Genomic DNA, 16,996 nt, shown 5'->3' on the forward strand with positions numbered 1-16,996 from the left:
GTTTCAGAACTGTTCACCGCGTGGGGACGAGGACAGAACGATGATAACCAGAACACCGCTCCATCGCGTCAAGGCCGGAGGGCTGCTCGGCGCCCTTCTCGGCCTTTCGGCGACACTCGGCGCTTGCACGTGGCAGTCCACGGAAGTCGTGACTACCGCGAGCGTGTCTGATGATTACCGCCACCGTCATCCAATTGCCGTGACCGAAGCCGACCACTCGATCGTCGTGTTCGTCGGCCGAGGCCGCGGCGGCCTCTCCGGGCCGCAGCGCGCCGACGTCATGGGCCTGGCGCAGGCCTGGATGCGCGAAGGCACCGGCGCAATCGTCGCCGATGTCCCGATCGACACGGCGAACGCGCGCGCGGCCGCGTCGTCGTATCAGGAAATCCGATCGGTGCTGATGGCGGGCGGCGTGCCCTCGCGCGCCATCACGCGGCGTCACTACCACCCCGACGATATCAGGACCTTGCCGACGATCAGGCTGAGCTATCCGAAGATCAAGGCGGTGGCCGGTCCGTGCGGCCTGTGGCCGCAAGACCTCGGCCCGAACATCGACAACGTCGCCTACAACGAAAACCGCCAGTACCACAATTTCGGCTGCGCCACCCAGCGCAACCTTGCCGCCATGATCGACAATCCCGCCGACCTCGAACAGCCGCGTCCCGAGAGCGCCGCCTATACGTCGCGGCGCAACATCGCCTTTGACAAATATCGCAAGGGCATGTCGACCGCGACCACCTACCCCCAAGCCGACCAGGCCAAACTCAGCGATACAGGCAAATGATCAGCCGCGTCTTTCAAAACTCCGACGATCAACTGGACGACACGCCGGCGCAGCCCGAGGAATACATCTCGCCGGCACCGCGCGTGTCTGTACAGGCCTTTTGCGCCAGCGTAGCGATCGCAACCGCGGTTCGCGCGGCGAGCGAAGACCGCCGTCTCGGCAAGGCGCACCTGTCGGTTCACATGGGCGGTATTGCCGCCGCCATCGAGGCCTACCACACCGCGCCGACGCCGAATGTGATCCTGCTGGAGACCGAACCCGGCAGCGACATCCTCGAGGGGCTCGATGAACTCGCGACCGTCTGCGACGCGGGAACGCGCGTCGTCGTGATCGGCAGCGCAAACGATGTCACGCCCTATCGCGAACTGGTGCGGCGCGGCGTCAGCGACTACGTTACCGGACCGATCGAACCCATCGACGTCGTGCGCGCAATATGCGGCCTGTACGCGGCCTCCGAGGCCGTGGCCGTCGGCCGCATCGTCGCCGTCGTCGGCGCCAAGGGCGGCGTCGGTGCGTCCACCGTCGCGCATAACGTGGCCTGGACGATTGCGCGCGATCTCGCGCTCGATTCCGTCGTGATCGATCTCGACCTTGCCTTCGGCACCGCCGGCCTCGATTACAATCAGGATCCGGTACAGGGCATTGCCAATGCCGTATTCCAGCAGGAACGGCCGGACTCCGCCTTCATGGAGCGTCTGCTGGCGAAATGCACCGACCGCCTCAACCTCTTGGCGGCGCCGGCGACCTTGGACCAGGTCTACGATTTCGGCGCCGACGCGTTCGATGCGATCTTCGATACGATGCGCATGACGACCCCCTGCATCGTGCTCGACGTTCCCCACCAATGGTCGGCATGGACCAAGCGCACGCTGGTCGGCGCAGACGACATTCTGATCGTCGCCGAGCCTGACCTCGCCAATATGCGCAACACCAAGAACATGCTGAACGTGCTGAAGGCGGCGCGGCCCAATGACCGCCCGCCGCTCTATTGCCTGAATCAGGTTGGCATGCACAAGCGTCCGGAGATCTCCACGCGCGAATTCGCCAAGGCAATCGAGAGCCAGCCGATCGCAGCCATTCCGTTCGATTCGAAGATGTTCGGCACCGCCGCCAACAACGGCCAGATGATCGCGCAGATCGCCGCCAAGCATCGCACCACCCAGATGTTCCTGCAGATCGCGCAGCGCATGACGGGCCATGCCGTGACCAAGCGGTCACGGATTTCGTTCCTGGCGCCGATCATCAAGAAGCTGCAGGGCGCGACGGCCCGTAGGGCGTGAGCAAAGGATGACGGAGCAGCGTCGGACGGCGACGCTGATCGCGCTTTCGGGCGAAAGCCTGCCCCGGACTTGATCCGGGGGAATTCAGGCTCTGTTGGCTCTGATTCGATTCGAACCGGCAGAGCGCTAGACTAGTCGGCGCGCCGGGCCGCGGCGATCGGCATCTTGTCGGCCTCGGCCCGCGCGTTCTCCTTGTCCTTTCGCGCCAGCATCCGCTTCAATTGCGCGACGTTGGCTGCCGCCTCGGCCGGCGGCAGATCGGCCTTCACGATCTTTTCTGCCTCGGCAAAATGACCCTGCAGGCCGACCGCCAGTGCAAGATTGGCGCGCACGCGCGGATCGGTCCCGGCCAGGCTGTGGGCGCGGCGCAGCGTCTCCTCGGCCCTGGGCAGATCCTTCGAAAGCACGTAGGACAGTCCGAGATTGGACAGCACCGACGGATGGTCGGGCACGATTTTCAGCGCGCTCGCATAGTATTGCCGCGCCTCCTCGTATCGGCCGAGTTGATCCAGTGTTGCCCCCTGCGCCGACAGCAGGCGCCAATCGGGATCGTCGGGGCTGTGGGCGCGGCCGAGCACCTCGAAGGCCTGCTGGAAATTGCCGTTATCCGCCAGCGCGCGGCCGTAGGCTGCGAGCAACAGTCTATTGCCCGGATGGGCGATGGAGGCCTGTTCGAGCACCGCAACCGCCTGCGACCGCTGCCCTGTCGCGCGAAGCGCCTTACCGTATTTCAGGGCCGCGTCGGCATCCTTCGGATTGGCGCGATAGCGTTCCTGGTAAAGCTGGATATCGCGGCGCGGATCGGTGGCGTGGTCAGCGTCGGCCTTCTCGCCGATCGAACCGGTAATGTCTGACAGTCCCGAGGTCTGGCAGCCGCCAAGCCCCAACGCCAGGATCAGGGTCGACGTGCACGCAAGGAGCCGCGTGACGCGGAGCGGATGGGGCAACTTCTGGAACATGTAGCGGGACTCACGGCGGCGACTGTCCAGAAGTGTTCACAGCTTAACCCTAAGTTCCGGTTAAACTGGCCCGCTTTTGCGGTAATTGGTGACCTTTGCGGGCGCATCGCCGCCAGGCGCGCGCGTGCCGTCCCGTTTCGCCGGGCCGCCTAGTCGAGGAATTGCGCGCCGAGTTCGCAACCGATCCGCCAGGCCAGCTTGCACTGACGCGGCCTTCCCTCCGAAAAGATCACCGTGAATTCGGGAGGAATTTCGGGATATTCGGCGATGATCTTCACGCCGCCATCCGACATGTCAGTAATCATGCAGTCGCGCGGCAATCCGCCGGTCGCAAACTGTATTTTCGCAAAGTTTCTGCACGCCCGTCGTTCGCTTCTGCGGCGATTCGCTAACATGTCTATCCTGGCCTTGCTGGAGTGATTCACCCGAAGGTGCCCTCAGCTTTACCGAAGAATTGTTGGAATTGACCTAGCGCAACGGCTCGCAATGTAACCGATACGTTCGAATTCCGTTTACCGAACCCGGAGCCGCCAGGACCTTCGAACCAAGACCTTCGAACACCGGCAAGGCACGCTCGGGCCGCGCCCGTGCAGTGCAATTTTCGGCAAATTAAAGGGTTGATCGCCCCTCGTTAGGCGGTAGCCTGACCCTTCGACTCGATTTGGCGGAAATTGACGCGTATGGGAAGCCTCGTCCTTCTCGACCTGATGGGCGGCGTAGCATTGCTGCTGTGGGGCTTGCACATGGTCCACAGCGGGATTCTGCGCGCGTTCGGGCCGAACCTGCGTCTGTTACTGGCAAAGGCCCTGAGCAACCGCTTCTCCGCCCTCGCCGCCGGCCTCGGCCTGACCGCGCTGCTCCAGAGCAGCACCGCGACGGCGCTGATCACGAGCTCGTTTACGTCGGACGGGCTCGTCAGCCTGGTGCCTGCGCTCGCCATCATGCTCGGTGCCAATGTCGGCACCACGCTGATCGTGCAGATCCTGTCGTTCAACATCGCCGCCGTCGCGCCGGTGCTGTTCATCGTCGGCCTGGTCGCCTTCCGCACCGGGCCGCGCTCGCGCATCAAGGACATCGGCCGCGTCTTTATCGGCCTCGGCCTGATGCTGCTGGCGCTGCACATCCTGCTCAATACGCTGGCGCCGGCGGAGAACGCGCCGGGTGTGCGCGTATTCATGAACGCCATCACCGGCGATCCCGTGCTCTGCATCCTGTTCGCTGCGATCGTGACCTGGCTCGTGCATTCCTCTGTTGCCAGCGTGCTGCTGGTGATGTCGCTGGCCTATGCGCATTTCATCACCCCCTATGCGGCGCTGGCGCTCGTGCTCGGCGCCAATCTCGGCAGCGCCATCAATCCGATCGTCGAGGGCGCGCGCCGCGACAATCCCGCCAGCTATCGCCTTCCGCTCGGCAATCTCGTCAACCGGCTTGTCGGCGTGCTGCTGGTGGCGCCGTTCCTGCAGCCGATCGCGGAGCTTCTGATCGCATGGCAACCGGATGTAGCCAAGGCGACCGCCCTGTTCCACATCGCCTTCAACGTTGCGACCGCAGCTCTCTTCATTGGCCTGCTCGACGGCATGGCGCGTCTGTTGAAGAGGTTGCTGCCCGAGCGCGTCAAGGAGGCCGACCCGACAGGTCCGCGCTATCTCGACGAGAGCGCACTCGAGACTCCTTCCCTCGCGCTGGCGGATGCCGCCCGCGAAACCCTGCATATGGGCGATCACGTCGAGATCATGCTGCGCAAAGTGATGGCGGCGATGATGACCAACGACCGTGCGCTAGTCGACGAGGTCTCGCGGATGGACAACAGCGTCGACAGCCTCGACGAGGCGATCAAGCTCTATGTCACGAAACTCACCCGCGGCAGTCTCGACGAGCGCGAGGGACACCGGGCGATGGAGATCGTCTCCTTCGCCATCAACCTCGAGCATATCGGCGACATCATCGACAAGAATCTGAGCGAACTGGCAACCAAGAAGATCAAGCGCCGCTTCCAGTTCTCGGCCGAGGGCGCCGAGGAGCTTTCCGCTTTCCACAAGCGCACGATGGATTCGCTGCGGATCGCGTTCGGGGTCTTCATGTCGGGTGACCTCAACGAAGCGCGAAAATTGCTGGCCGAAAAGGCCGCGCTGCGCAATGCCGAACTCGCCGCCACCGAGCGGCACCTGGACCGCTTGCGTGAAGGCCGGCCCGAAACCATCGAAACCACGTCGCTTCATCTCGACGTGTTGCGCGACCTCCGGCGCATCCACTCGCACATCTGCTCGGTCGCCTACCCCGTGCTCGATGCCGCCGGCGAACTCGCCGCCGCCGGCGAACTCGCCGCCCATCGCAACGCTGAAAGCGAATTGCCCGCACTGCCCACGGCGGCGCCGAGCCGCTGACAGTCAGCGATCGAGCGTCTTCGAGGCGGTGCCTCGGTTCTTCACGATCAGCATGATGTTTCTGATGTAGATGATCGTGGCCAGCGACTGGCCGATGATGATCACGGGCTCGCGTTTGGCGATGCCGTAGATCAGCGTCATCGTGCCGCCGCCCATCGAGAAGAACCAGAACGCCATCGGCACCACACTCTGCCCGACGCGTTCGCTCGTGATCCACTGCACCAGGAAGCGTGCGGTGAACAGCAATTGCGCGACCAGCCCGAAAGCCAGCCAAAAATCGAACTTGGCGACGAACACGTCGTACAGATAGTCGCCGAGCGCCTGGCCGTATTGAATCAGCATCAGCGAACCTCGATCGCAACGGGCGTCGACTTCTTGCGCCGGATCAGCCACCACACGCCGGCGATATCCATGATCCCGATCCATAACCGGTCAAAGAAGCCGTAATTGGACACGCCGGAATGGCGCGGGCGGTCGATCACGTCGACGTAAGCGATGTCGAAACCTTCGCGGCGGACCAGCGCCGGCAGGAACCGATGCAACCCGTCGAAATAGGGCATAGAGAGAAACACCTCGCGCGGGAACGCCTTCAGCCCGCAGCCGGTGTCGCGGGTGCCGTCGCGCAGGATCGCGTTGCGCACGCCGTTGGCGATCCGCGACTGCAGTTTCTTGAAGCCGGTGTCCTTGCGCCCGACCCGTTGGCCTGCCGCAAGGCCGACGCGGCCGTCGCCTTTTTCGACTGCCGCGATCAGGTCCGGCAGGAACGCCGGATTGTTTTGCCCGTCGCCGTCGAGCGTTGCCACGATGGCACCGCGCGCGGCCCGCACGCCGCTGCGCACCGCTGCCGATTGCCCGGTCGAGGCGGCGTGCTTCAATTGCCGAAGCTGCGGATACTGTTTCATCATCGCCGTCAGCCGCTCGGCGGTCGCATCCGTCGAACCGTCGTTGACATAGATGATCTCGTAGGCCCAGCGGCTGCCGAGCGCGCTGACGATTTCCGCAATCAGCGGCGCGACGTTGTCCGCCTCGTTGCGGACCGGCACAACGATTGAAACGACGACCGCATCTCTGTCGGCAGGTGTCAAATCGGCACTCGTCTGGTTGGTTTGGAAGGGAACCGGGGCGTATCGGGCCGTCTGGTGGCGTCCGCTTTTATGGGGCGAAAGCGCCCCGGGCAACCCTTTTGAGGCGCCCGGACGAGGGCCCGGCAAGGGACACGATGCTGCCGTCGCGCTGGATCGCAAATCCGAGCCGGCGGGCGGCAAACCAGTATCGCACGAACATCGCGCCGACGATGCCGATCAGGGCCCCGGCAACCACGTCACTCGGATGGTGGGCGACCAGCACCAGACGGGTCGCCGCAATGATGAGGGCATAGACGGCCATCGCAAAGCGAGCCTTCGGCCAGATGACCGACACGGCGAAAGCGAGTGCAAAGGCGGTCGTGGCATGGCCGGAAGGAAAGCTGAAATAAGCGGGGTTGCCCGCAAAGTGCGAGAAGTGGAAAGCGTTGGCCTCGCCACCGACAAACGGCCGGCCGCGGCCGATGCTGTATTTCAGCACCTCTGTGACCAGACTGGACACGGCGACGGCGCAGAAGATGAACTGCAGCCGTGTTCCGAGACCGAGCAGCAGTGACCGTCTGATGCCATGCAGGGCCGGTGCGGCGATCGCGACCGCGATCAGCAATCCTGCCAGCCCCGCCAACACATATTCGTCCTTGCCGAAATCGGTGAGGATGCGGACCCACCACAGCGAGGGCGTACCGCGCTTTGGCATCTGGGCGATTTCCCACGCGTCGATCGCATACATCAGCACCACGATCGCTGCGCCGAGACCTGCCGAGATCCACAAGGCGTGACGCGCAGCGCGGCGACCGGCCTCGGCCCGTCGCGAATGCGACGGCGACCGCACGAGCTGCGCCAAAGACAGCCACGCCAGCGTGGCGAAACGCGCAAGATAGTTTGTGGAATCGTCGACAGAACGGCTCGCGGCCATCTTACTCCGTGCCTTCCGAGCGGAAGATCGCGATCGAGATCGCCTTGCCCTGCGAAATGTTATAGCCCTCGATCCGCTTCGCTACATTATAGCGCAGCCCGATTGCTTCAGCGCGTTGGACGAAGGCGCGCTCCGTGCGCGATTCCACCAGCGCGAAGCGGCAACTGCCCTGCCCGAGGAAATCGGCCGCGCCGGATCCGTCGGTGAGCAGTGTGCCGGTACCCGTCATGAAGACAAGGCTCGGCTCGTGAAAGCCCGCGGCCGCCGCCTTTGGCCCGACGCAGACCACGTTGCGAAGCGCGCGCGCGATCTCGGCGCTTGGAAACATTGCAGTCAGCGACGGCATGACAATGCCGTAGATTCCGACCGCCAGAAACATCGCCGCGACCACGGCATTCAACAGCGAGCGCTCGGCGCGGCTGTCCTCGAACATCCACCACGCGATCAGGCCGAAAATCATCGCCGCCGCCAGGAAGGGCCAGGCCGGAAATGCCGGGTAATGCGTCAGCTTGATGGCGCCGATGACGGCGATCACGGATGCCCCGGCCGGAATGACAAACCACCAGGCCGCACCGCGCATCAGCCAGGAGCGCGACAGCACGCGGCGCTCCAGCGCGCCGGCGGTGAGGATCGCAATCGCCGGGTAGAGCGGCAGCACGTAATGCGGCAGCTTGGTCAGCACCAGTTCGAACACGATCCATGACGGAACCAGCCACGCCAGAAGATATTGCGCGCCGGGCTCCCGCCGCGCGCGCCATACCGCCGGAGCCGCCATTCCCGCCAGCGCCGCGCCCGGCCAGAACGTGACCCAGAACAGCAGCAGATAGAGGCCGGGCGGCGCGCCATGGGACTCCTGCGCACCGAGCTTGCTCAGCATGTCGCCGCCGAGCGAATTGGAGAAGAATGCCTCGCCCGCGCGCCAGAAGATCGCAACGAACCAGGGCAGGACCAGCACCAGCGTCCACATCAGCCCCCAGACCGGGCGCAGCCGCCAAAGCCATGCCGCCGAGCGGTCGAGGATCGCGAGCGCCAGGATGGTCAGCCCGACGAACATCAGGATCAGCGGCCCCTTGAGCAGGATGCCGCCGGCCAGCGCCGTCCAGAAGATCGCCGGCGGGGCCCAGGGCGGACGCGCCGGATCCTCGCCACGCTGCCAGGACAGATACACCCGCGCCATTGCCCCCATCGCGGCGACAACGGTCAACAGCAGCATCGCGTCGGTTTTGGCCAGCCTTGCTTCGGCGCCGAGCAGGACGGAACTGCACATCATCAGTGCTGCCAGCGCAGCCCCGCGCCGCGTGATAAAGGCGAGCGCCGCCCAATAGGTCAGGAGAACCGCACCGATAGCCCCGATCAGGGAGGGAATCCGGTAAAGCCAAATGCGCAACTGCGCGCGCGGCAGGCCGAGTGATGAGGCGGTTTCGACCACCGCGGCCTGCAGCCAGTAGATGCCGACCGGCTTCTTGTAGCGGACGTCGTCCTGGAAGCGGATGTCGACGAAATCGCCGCTTTCGACCATCTGCTTGGTCGCCTGCGCAAAGCGCGCCTCGTCGCGGTCGATTGCCGGAATGTTGAAGAATCCGGGCAGGAAAAGCACGATGCCGCAGAGCACCAGAAACACGATGGCGCGAAAATGATTGGCCGTCGCGAAGTCGAACACAACGGCCAGCCTGCGCCCGGAATGCGCAGGTTTTACAGGCTGTTGGCCCGCTCCAAAGCGTGGGGGGTGCAAGGTTTCCACCATGCCGTTCGCATACGATGAAACCGCACTGCAAACAACACCGCAAAACCCCTAAGTCGTGGTCATCAGAGCGTTTTTCCTTACTGTACCCGGATCACCACGGTATCGGCCGCGCCGGTCGCGTCGATCACGGTCAGCCGGGCAAAGCCCGGTCCGGGCGGGTCGACCAGGCGCTGGCGACGGCTGTCGATCTCGCCGACCGAGGCGCCGTTCATCATGATGGTCAGCGGCAACACGCCGCCGGCAACCTTGACCGGCATCGCGGCGGCCTGCCCGTCGCTTGAACGGTCGACGTCGATGCGCGAACCGTTCAGGGGAAACTGGATGCGCGGGGTGGAATCGCTGCCGGTCCGGATCAGTTCGCCGACGGGACGGAACCGCCGCAGCGGCAATGGCAGTTTGGCGTTGCTGGCGATCAGCGCTCCCTTTGGCGGCTTCGGCAGCGCCGCCGGGATTTTTCCGGTGCGCGCAAAAGCGTCGAACAGGATCGGCGCGGCGGCGGTGCGGCCGATCAGGCCCGGCACCGGCGCGCCGTCGGGACGCCCAACCCACACGCCGATCGTGATGCGGCCATCGAAACCGACCGACCACGCGTCGCGATAGCCGTAGCTGGTGCCGGTCTTGAACGCGATCTTGTTATGCACGCCGTTTTCCGGCGGCGGCGTGCCAAGCAGCACGTTGCCGACCTGCCAGGCGGCGGCCTGGTCCATCAGCCGCAACGGCTCGCGCTCGGAGTTATCTTTTTCTTGGGCGAGCATGATCTCGCGCAGCGGCCGCGCCGTGCCCAACCGCGCCAGCCCGGCATAGAGCTGCGCCAGGTCCTGCAAGGTGACGCCGACGCCGCCCAGGCCCATCGCAAGGCCCGGCGCCTCGTCCTTCGGCAGCACGAGGTTGCCGCCTGCCTGTTTCAGCCGCGACGACAGCCGGCTGGAGCCGACGCGGTCGAGCAGCGCGATCGCCGGCACGTTCAGCGAGAGTTGCAACGCCTTACGCACCGGCACGGTGCCCTGGAACATCATGTCGAAATTTTCCGGCGCATAGGAGCCGAAGCGGATCGGGCGGTCGTCGATCAGGCTCTCGGGGTGCACAAAGCCATCCTCGAAGGCGAGCCCGTAGATGAACGGTTTTAGCGTCGATCCGGGCGAGCGCACGGCGCGGGTCATATCGACCTGGCCAGCGCGGCGCTCGTCGAAATAATCCGCCGAGCCCACGCGCGCCAGCACGTCGCCCGTTTCGTTGTCGACCGCGATGATGGCGACTGAAATATTCGGCCCCTGCGTCACGGCACGGTCGCGCGCCAAGGCTTCCAGCGTTTTCTGCAAGCCGGAATCCAGCGTGAGCTTGATCAGCGGCGCATCTTTCACCGTCGCCATCGCGGCATCGGAGGAATGCGGCGCCAGGATCGGCATCGGCTTGCGCAGCCGCGGCACCGCCACCGCCTTGGCCTGCGCCGCGTCCTGTTGCGACACCACGCCATCCTCGACCATCCGTGCCAGCACGCGGTCCCGCGCGACGTGGGCGGCTTCCGGATGACGGTCGAGCCGGCGGCGTTCCGGCGATTGCGGCAGCGCGACCAGCAATGCGGCTTCAGCGAGTGAAAGCCGCTTCGGCTCCTTGCCGAAATAGGCAATGGATGCGGCGCGGATACCTTCGAGATTGCCGCCGAACGGCGCCAGCGCCAGATAGAGATCGAGGATTTCGTCCTTGCTCAGTTGCCGCTCGAGCTGGACCGCGCGCACCATCTGGCGCAGCTTTGCGTAGACCGAGCGCTCGCGCCGCGGCTCCATCAGCCGCGCGAGCTGCATCGTAATCGTCGAGCCGCCGGAGACGATGTGGCCGCTTGTAGCGAGTTGCAGCGCGGCGCGTCCCAGCGCCAGCGGATCGACGCCGCCATGCGACCAGAACCGGCGGTCTTCATACGCGAGTAGCACCTTCAGATAGCCGGGATCGACCGCGGTCTTTGCCTCCACCGACAGCCGCCAGCGTCCATCGGCCATCGCATAGGCGCGCAATAGCTTGCCGTTGCGATCGACGATGGTGGTGGAGACTTTGCGCGCCTCTTCCAGCGGCAGTGGCCCCAGTGAGTAGACCCAACCCGCGAAGGCGGTCGTGATGACGACGAGGATAAAGGCCAGCGTTACGGCGATCCGAAAAAAGCGGCGAGGCCCAATACCACCGTCATGGCCGGGCTTGCCCGGGCATGACGATTGAGATTGTGGTGACACCACGTCGCTCATCCCACCATCGCTCATTTCGCTGGACGCACTTCAACCGAGCCGGTACCGGTACGGCCGTAGCGCGAGGGGTTGTACATGTCCTCGACATAGGCCTGCGGCAGCACGTATTTGCCGGGCGAGACCGCGCGCACGATGTAGGCCACCGTAAACACCGACTGGTCGTCGCTGGCGCGCTCGATCGCCGCGGTGAAGCGGTCGTCTCGGAACTCCGTATGTTCCGGCTCCTCGCCGTCCTCGATCCAGTCCAGCGTGCCGCTATCACCTGACGACACCAGACGCGGGTTGTCGATCTCGAGACCGGCCGGCAGATAATCGGCCACCATGATATGTCCGCGTTCCGGCTTGGCCTCGGTGATCTTCAACACCACCGCGAAGCGATCGTTCTGCTTGGCCTTGGCGACGTCGGCGGGCTTGCCGTCGAGCGTGAAATAGCTGCGCTCGATCTTGAAGCCGTTGGAAGCCGCGGGCTCCGGCGTAACCGGCGAGCCCGAGACCGAGACCACCGCCTGCACCGGCGCATCGCCGGTGTTGGTGATCTTGACCGGCTTGCCGGCCACCGCCTCGGCCTTGTAGCTGCGATAGACGGCGGCCTTGACCGGCGATCCATCGATATCGAGCGCCAGCGTTTCCTTCGACAGCGCCCGCGCGGCCAGCACCATCCAAGCATTCTCCTGCGTGGAGGTGTAGGGCGTAAGCCCCCGCGCCGCTTCGACCCGCTGAACGGCCTGCGTCAGTGTCGCCCGCGGCGCGTTGCCTTCGCTGGCGAGCGAGACCAGCGCCGCCGCGTCGCGCAGCGCCGAGCCGTAATCGACGCGGCCGAACTCGAACACGGGCTTTGGCGCCAGCGCTTCAACCGCTGCCGTATAGGCCCGCTCCGCGCGCGTCCGGTCGCCGACCAGCGCCAGCGCCGCCGCAAGCTGCGACTTCGCGATTGGGGTCGCGAGATTGCTCAGCTTGGTGTCGGCGAGATAGCGAAGGTCGCCTATCGGCGCTGCGCCATTGCGGGCGAGCACGTAGAGGCCGTAGGCCAGATCGCGGCCGCCGTCCTTTTCCGGCTCGTTGGCATTGACCACCGAGTTGCGGATGCGGTCGAGTGCGTTCTTGAACAGCACGTCCGGCACAGCAAAGCCCTTTTCGCGGGCTCGCGTCAGGAAGTCCGTCACATAGGCATCGAGCCAGGCGTCTTCGCCGCCGGCCGACCACAGGCCGAACGAGCCGTTCGAGCCCTGCCGCGCCAGCAGCCGTTCGATGGCGTCCTTGATGCGCTGGTCGACGGCGGTATCCATCGCCAGATGCGCGCCGGCCGCGAGATCATTGACATAGAGCAGCGGCATCGCGCGGCTGGTGATCTGCTCTGAGCAGCCGTGCGGATAACGATCCAGCGCCTTCAAAATGGTCGCCGCATCGAGTGCGGTCGAGAGGCTGACCGACAGCGAGACGCTGCCGGTGCCGGACACCAGGTCGGAGAACATGTCCGGGGTCAGCGTCAGGCTCTCGCCTTTCGCCAATGTCCGGATCGAGCGCCGCGCCAGCACCTGCGTCGCCGCCTTGACGTCGAGCGCATAATGCCGCGCCAGCGTCAGGCCGTTCGGGCCCTTGATGTCGACGTCGAGATTGGCGGCGCCGGCGCCGCCGGCATCGAGCGCCAGCGACATCGAGGTCCGCTGCTTGGCCGCGAGTTTGACCGTCGTGGTCGGATTACCCGTCACCTTCACGGGTCCCGACGTCTTCACGCTGATGCTGTAGTCGCCGGGCGCGCCTTCGACATTGTCGAGGTCGAAACTCATGGTGCCCTTGTCACCATTGAGCAGGAAGCGCGGCAGCGTCGCCGTCAGCACCACGGGATCGCGCACCGTGACATCGATGGTGGCACGGCCGAGCTTGGTCGCGTTCCACGCCACCGCCATCACCCGCGCGGTGCCGGCGAATTCCGGAATGTCGAAACTGATCTCGGCGGTGCCGTCGGCGCCAACCGTGACGATGCCCGAATAGAGCGCGAGCGGCTTCTGCGTGGGCGGCGAGCCCTGCATCTCGGCGCCGGCGGAATCGCCGCCGGTCCTGATCTGGCCGCGCGTGCCCTGCATGCCGTCGATCAACTGGCCGTAGAGGTCACGGATTTCGGCCGTCAGGCGGCGCTGGCCGAGATAATAGTCATCGGGTGCCGGCGGCTTGTAGTTGGTCAGATTGAGAATGCCGACATCGACCGCGGCGACGACGACCTTGGCGTCCTCGCCGGGATTGAGCCCGCCGAGCTTGACCGGAATCTTCAAGCTGGTGCCGGGCCGAACCAGCGGCGGCGGCGACAGCGTGACTTGGAGCGTACGCGCCTTCTTGTCGATCCCAAACCATTTTAGCCCGATTGCCCGTCCGGGCATCCGCAACGCCGCCGCGTCCAGCGGTCGCCGCAGCGTCGCCAGCACGTAGGCGCCGGTGCCCCAGTCCTTGCCGACGGTCAATTTGACCTGCTGGGTGCCTTCCTTGACGTCGACGGTCTGGGTCGTCAGCAGGCGGTCACCGAGCACGTTGACCGTGAGCTTGCCGGCGGTGCGGGCACTGACCGACACCACCATGGTGTCGCCGGAGGCGTATTCCGGCTTGTCGATCGAGGTCTCCAACAAATCAGGCGTATCGGCGCTACTGTCGGAATACCAGCCGACGTCGAATTGCACCGAGGTGATCGGGCCATCCGTCTCGTTCGATTTGACGTCGAGGCGATAGCGGCCGGGCTCCGGCGCGACCGACACCCGCGCCGCCTTGTCTGATGTCAGCGTCAGGTCGCCGTCGGCAACGCGCTTGGTGGATTTGACCGGCTCATATTCCCAGGACGAATGCTGCCGATACCACTGATAGCGCGACTCCATCTTCAGGAGTTCGTAGCGCAGACCATCGCGCGATAGTTGCTTGCCGTCCGGGCTGACGAACACCACGTCGAACTCGGCCTTGTCGCCTTCAGCGACGCTCTTGTCGCCGAACAGCGGCTTGATGCCGATCAGAGCCGCGGTCGGCGCCACGGGGAGCACCAGCTTGCGCTCGACCGCGCGGCCGCCGGTCTCCACCATGCGGATGAAGATCTGCGCCTCCTGCGGCTGGGTCGAGGTCGGCGCCTTCGCCAGCGACACCGGGAAGGTCGCCACACCGTTGGCGTCGGCCTCCGGCAGGTTCTCGATCGGGGTGCGCTCGTTGGAAGCGGTTTCCTCGTCCTCCACGCCGAACTGATAGCCGGGATAGCCGGGCCGCCCGGAGGCCGCCGGCGCGACCAGCATGTCGCCTTCGAGCTGCAGGCCCGACGCCGGCGCACCATAAAGGAACTTGCCAGCGACCTTCAGTTCAACCGGGGTCTCAGCCTTGATCACCTTCTCCTTGGCCGAGACGTCGAATTCGATCCGTTCGGGGATGTAGTCCTCGACCATGAAGGTGGTCTCGCCGACGGACGACCCCTTGGGGTCGGTAAAGGCGCGCACGCGCCAGGTCCCGGTCGGGACCGCCGAATTGAGCGGCACGGCCAGGGAGCGGCCGCCCGCGCCCTGGTCGGGGAGCTGGGCGCGGCGAAATTCGACGCCGTCCGGCCGCTCGATCACCAGCGTCAGCGGCCCGCCGGCCATGGCGTTGCCCTGCCCGTCGCGCAGCAGCGCGGTCAGGTAGACCGTCTCGTTCGACCGGTAGACGCCGCGCTCGGCATAGACGAAGGCGTCGGCGCCAGGCGGCACGATCCGTCCCGACACGCCGCGGTCGGTGAGGTCGAAGGCATTGGTCTTCAGGCTGAGGAAGGCGTAGTCCGCCTTCTCGCTCATCACCGTCAGCAACGCCGGCGACAGCCCGCCCTCGCCGCGCGCAAGCCCCGCCTCGAACAGCACGTGGCCGGCATCGTCGGTCTTGCGCGTGGCCAGGATCTCGTTGTTGCGCGCGACCAGCCGCACTTCGGCCTTCGATACGGCTTCCGTCGAAGCCAGCGAATTGACGAAGACATGGATGCCGTCATTGCCGGAAAACGCCGTCAAGCCCATGTCGGAGACGATGAACCATTGCGTCGCCAGTGTGCCGTCATCGTCGCTGCTGCTGCCCGGGCCCTTGGCGGCGGCCGTCATCACATAGACGCCCGGCTGCAGGTCTCCAAGCGCCTGGTCGACCGGAAAAGCCGTCACCACGTCCTGGTTCAGCGTCGAGGCGGTGGCGAGCTCGCCGGACCAGACCTTGACGCCGCGCTCGTTGCCGAGATCGGAGAGCTGGTAGCTGGAAAGTGTCTTCTGGAAATCGCTGTCGACCACCGTGTTGATCAGGTTACGGTCGCCGATCCGGAACACGTTGACGTTCACCGAAGGCGTATTGACGCTGACCAGCGGAATGCCGCGCTGGCCGGTGCGCGGCAGCACATAGGCGCGGCCGGTGAAGCGCACGAACGGCTTGCGGTCGCGGACGTAGACGTTGAACTCGGCCGATTTCGGCAGGCTCTCCTTCACCGTGGACGGCAGGCCGGCGCGCAGGTTGATATTGTAACGCTCGCCATGCTTCAGCCCGTCGACGCAGAGCTGCTTGCCCTCTGATGTCAGCGCCGGCTTGTCGGTGCCGGCCAGCGCCACGAATGGCGCAAAATCGACCCGCTTGGCGAGGTCTTCGGAGAACTGGAAACAGGCGCGCGGCGAGGCGCCGTCGGAATCCACGGTATAGTCGAGCAGCCGGAAGCCATGCTGATCCCGCATCTTCTCGTACTGGCCGCGGACCTCGGCGACCTCGCGCATGTCGAGCGATAGCCGCAACGCATCCAGTGCCGGGCGCCACAGCTTGCGCTCGGACATCGCCCTGCCGAGCACGGCCAGCGCATCAGCCTCCTCGGCCTGGTTGCCGGCGCGCTGATAGGCGATGTAGGCCGCGGTCGAGGCGCGCTCGTAGAGGAAGGTCTGTTCGCTGGAGCTGACGGCGCGGATCTGGAAGATGGTCTTGGCAAGCCGCAACCAGTTGGCGCTATCTTCCGGCGTGGTGGCTGCGATCTGGCCGAGGATCTGCAGGCCCACCCGGAAGTCAGAACGCTTGAAGGCGGCGTCGGCGTCGTTGCGCAGCGTCGCAGAGGATTTCGCCACCGGCCCCGCCTCGCTCTTGATCTGGGCCTCCAGTTTCACGGCCGAATCGGCCAGCTCATCCCGCTTGAATGCCTTGTCCGCGGCCCCCGCCGCCGTCAGGCCAAGCGCCAGCGTGGCGCAAATCACTGTGGCGCGAACCAAACCGATCATGATGGAGCTCCCTGGGGCCGCGGACATCAGCCGCGAAACGTCGAAAAATGCGCGAAAAGGTGACGGACTGATGACGGTGGCAAAGGCTAAAGGGTCGCATGCATGGCTTAGGCAGTCCAAACGGTCCCACCCGCCCGGCGGCGGAAGGCCGGTAGGCAGGCATGTGTGTCAGGGGCGGACCATATAAGATAGCCCGCGGTCTGCCTTTGTCGCACCCTTGAGGAAATCGGTTCGACCGTCTTGGCGGGAAGGCGGATTTTTCATATTGGCAGTGCTAGAAAGGCTCAAGGCGGCTAGACCGCCCCGACGGTCCCATAGCTCAACTGGATAGAGTAACGGATTTCTACTCCGTGGGTTGCAGGTTCGAATCCTGCTGGGATCGCCACTA

General features: G+C 65.2%; 11 protein-coding genes and 1 tRNA gene. 4 read left to right on the plus strand and 8 right to left on the minus strand.

Features of this window, described 5'->3' with window-relative positions:
- The first annotated feature begins 40 nt into the window (after positions 1–40).
- Together LMTR3_RS14755 and LMTR3_RS14760 are read left to right on the plus strand one after the other, a co-directional pair.
- The gene (locus LMTR3_RS14755; RefSeq protein ID WP_141686627.1) at positions 41–784 is read left to right on the plus strand and encodes a CpaD family pilus assembly protein; all 744 of its coding nucleotides are present in this window, start codon (positions 41–43) and stop codon (positions 782–784) included.
- Positions 781–2,064, plus strand: coding sequence for a CpaE/TadZ family protein (locus LMTR3_RS14760; protein ID WP_065745813.1), 1,284 nt, complete (start codon positions 781–783; stop codon positions 2,062–2,064). Before LMTR3_RS14755 ends, LMTR3_RS14760 begins: the two co-directional genes overlap by 4 nt.
- Positions 2,065–2,195: 131 nt before the next feature.
- Here LMTR3_RS14760 and LMTR3_RS14765 read toward each other — a convergent pair whose 3' ends face one another.
- The gene (locus LMTR3_RS14765) at positions 2,196–3,023 is read right to left on the minus strand and encodes a tetratricopeptide repeat protein (protein WP_065745814.1); all 828 of its coding nucleotides are present in this window, start codon (positions 3,021–3,023) and stop codon (positions 2,196–2,198) included.
- A 149-nt stretch (positions 3,024–3,172) separates the two neighbouring features.
- The gene (locus LMTR3_RS40005) at positions 3,173–3,418 is read right to left on the minus strand and encodes a PilZ domain-containing protein (protein WP_028346170.1); all 246 of its coding nucleotides are present in this window, start codon (positions 3,416–3,418) and stop codon (positions 3,173–3,175) included.
- Positions 3,419–3,703: 285 nt separating this feature from the next.
- Here LMTR3_RS40005 and LMTR3_RS14775 point away from each other — a divergent pair, with 285 nt between their 5' ends.
- Positions 3,704–5,407, plus strand: a complete 1,704-nt coding sequence (locus LMTR3_RS14775) for a Na/Pi cotransporter family protein (protein ID WP_065745815.1) — start codon at positions 3,704–3,706, stop codon at positions 5,405–5,407.
- A 3-nt stretch (positions 5,408–5,410) separates the two neighbouring features.
- Here the strand turns inward: LMTR3_RS14775 and LMTR3_RS14780 are convergent, their stop codons facing one another.
- From LMTR3_RS14780 to LMTR3_RS14805, 6 genes are all read right to left on the minus strand, one after another.
- On the minus strand, positions 5,411–5,749 hold the full coding sequence (locus LMTR3_RS14780; protein ID WP_065745816.1) for a lipid-A-disaccharide synthase N-terminal domain-containing protein: 339 nt from the start codon (positions 5,747–5,749) through the stop codon (positions 5,411–5,413).
- A complete protein-coding gene (locus LMTR3_RS14785; protein ID WP_065745817.1) occupies positions 5,749–6,492 on the minus strand; it encodes a glycosyltransferase family 2 protein in 744 nt (247 codons plus the stop codon). The genes LMTR3_RS14780 and LMTR3_RS14785 overlap by 1 nt, the downstream gene beginning before the upstream one ends.
- A gap of 67 nt (positions 6,493–6,559) precedes the next feature.
- The gene (locus LMTR3_RS14790) at positions 6,560–7,405 is read right to left on the minus strand and encodes a phosphatase PAP2 family protein (protein ID WP_065745818.1); all 846 of its coding nucleotides are present in this window, start codon (positions 7,403–7,405) and stop codon (positions 6,560–6,562) included.
- Between the two features lies 1 nt (position 7,406).
- Positions 7,407–9,149 (minus strand): ArnT family glycosyltransferase, encoded by a 1,743-nt coding sequence (locus LMTR3_RS14795; protein WP_065745819.1) that lies wholly within the window; start codon positions 9,147–9,149, stop codon positions 7,407–7,409.
- Positions 9,150–9,226: 77 nt separating this feature from the next.
- On the minus strand, positions 9,227–11,383 hold the full coding sequence (gene pbpC / locus LMTR3_RS14800) for a penicillin-binding protein 1C (protein ID WP_084029635.1): 2,157 nt from the start codon (positions 11,381–11,383) through the stop codon (positions 9,227–9,229).
- Between the two features lie 11 nt (positions 11,384–11,394).
- Complete coding sequence (locus LMTR3_RS14805) at positions 11,395–16,608, minus strand: alpha-2-macroglobulin family protein (protein WP_065745845.1); 5,214 nt, start codon at positions 16,606–16,608, stop codon at positions 11,395–11,397.
- A gap of 308 nt (positions 16,609–16,916) precedes the next feature.
- Between LMTR3_RS14805 and LMTR3_RS14810 the strand changes: the two genes are divergently transcribed.
- Positions 16,917–16,993: transfer RNA gene (locus LMTR3_RS14810), tRNA-Arg, on the plus strand.
- Positions 16,994–16,996 lie beyond the last annotated feature (3 nt).

The sequence above is a fragment of the Bradyrhizobium sp. LMTR 3 genome (genome assembly GCF_001693485.1).
Classification (GTDB): Bacteria; Pseudomonadota; Alphaproteobacteria; order Rhizobiales; family Xanthobacteraceae; genus Bradyrhizobium.

Excerpts from the sequence above, each read along its gene's own strand:
- LMTR3_RS14755 (WP_141686627.1), top strand. The coding sequence starts at position 41 with ATGATAACCAGAACACCGCTCCATCGCGTCAAGGCCGGAGGGCTGCTC.
- LMTR3_RS14760 (WP_065745813.1), top strand. The coding sequence starts at position 781 with ATGATCAGCCGCGTCTTTCAAAACTCCGACGATCAACTGGACGACACG.
- LMTR3_RS14765 (WP_065745814.1), bottom strand. The coding sequence starts at position 3,023 with ATGTTCCAGAAGTTGCCCCATCCGCTCCGCGTCACGCGGCTCCTTGCG.
- LMTR3_RS40005 (WP_028346170.1), bottom strand. The coding sequence starts at position 3,418 with ATGTTAGCGAATCGCCGCAGAAGCGAACGACGGGCGTGCAGAAACTTT.
- LMTR3_RS14775 (WP_065745815.1), top strand. The coding sequence starts at position 3,704 with ATGGGAAGCCTCGTCCTTCTCGACCTGATGGGCGGCGTAGCATTGCTG.
- LMTR3_RS14780 (WP_065745816.1), bottom strand. The coding sequence starts at position 5,749 with ATGCTGATTCAATACGGCCAGGCGCTCGGCGACTATCTGTACGACGTG.
- LMTR3_RS14790 (WP_065745818.1), bottom strand. The coding sequence starts at position 7,405 with ATGGCCGCGAGCCGTTCTGTCGACGATTCCACAAACTATCTTGCGCGT.
- LMTR3_RS14795 (WP_065745819.1), bottom strand. The coding sequence starts at position 9,149 with ATGGTGGAAACCTTGCACCCCCCACGCTTTGGAGCGGGCCAACAGCCT.
- pbpC (WP_084029635.1), bottom strand. The coding sequence starts at position 11,383 with ATGAGCGACGTGGTGTCACCACAATCTCAATCGTCATGCCCGGGCAAG.
- LMTR3_RS14805 (WP_065745845.1), bottom strand. The coding sequence starts at position 16,608 with ATGATCGGTTTGGTTCGCGCCACAGTGATTTGCGCCACGCTGGCGCTT.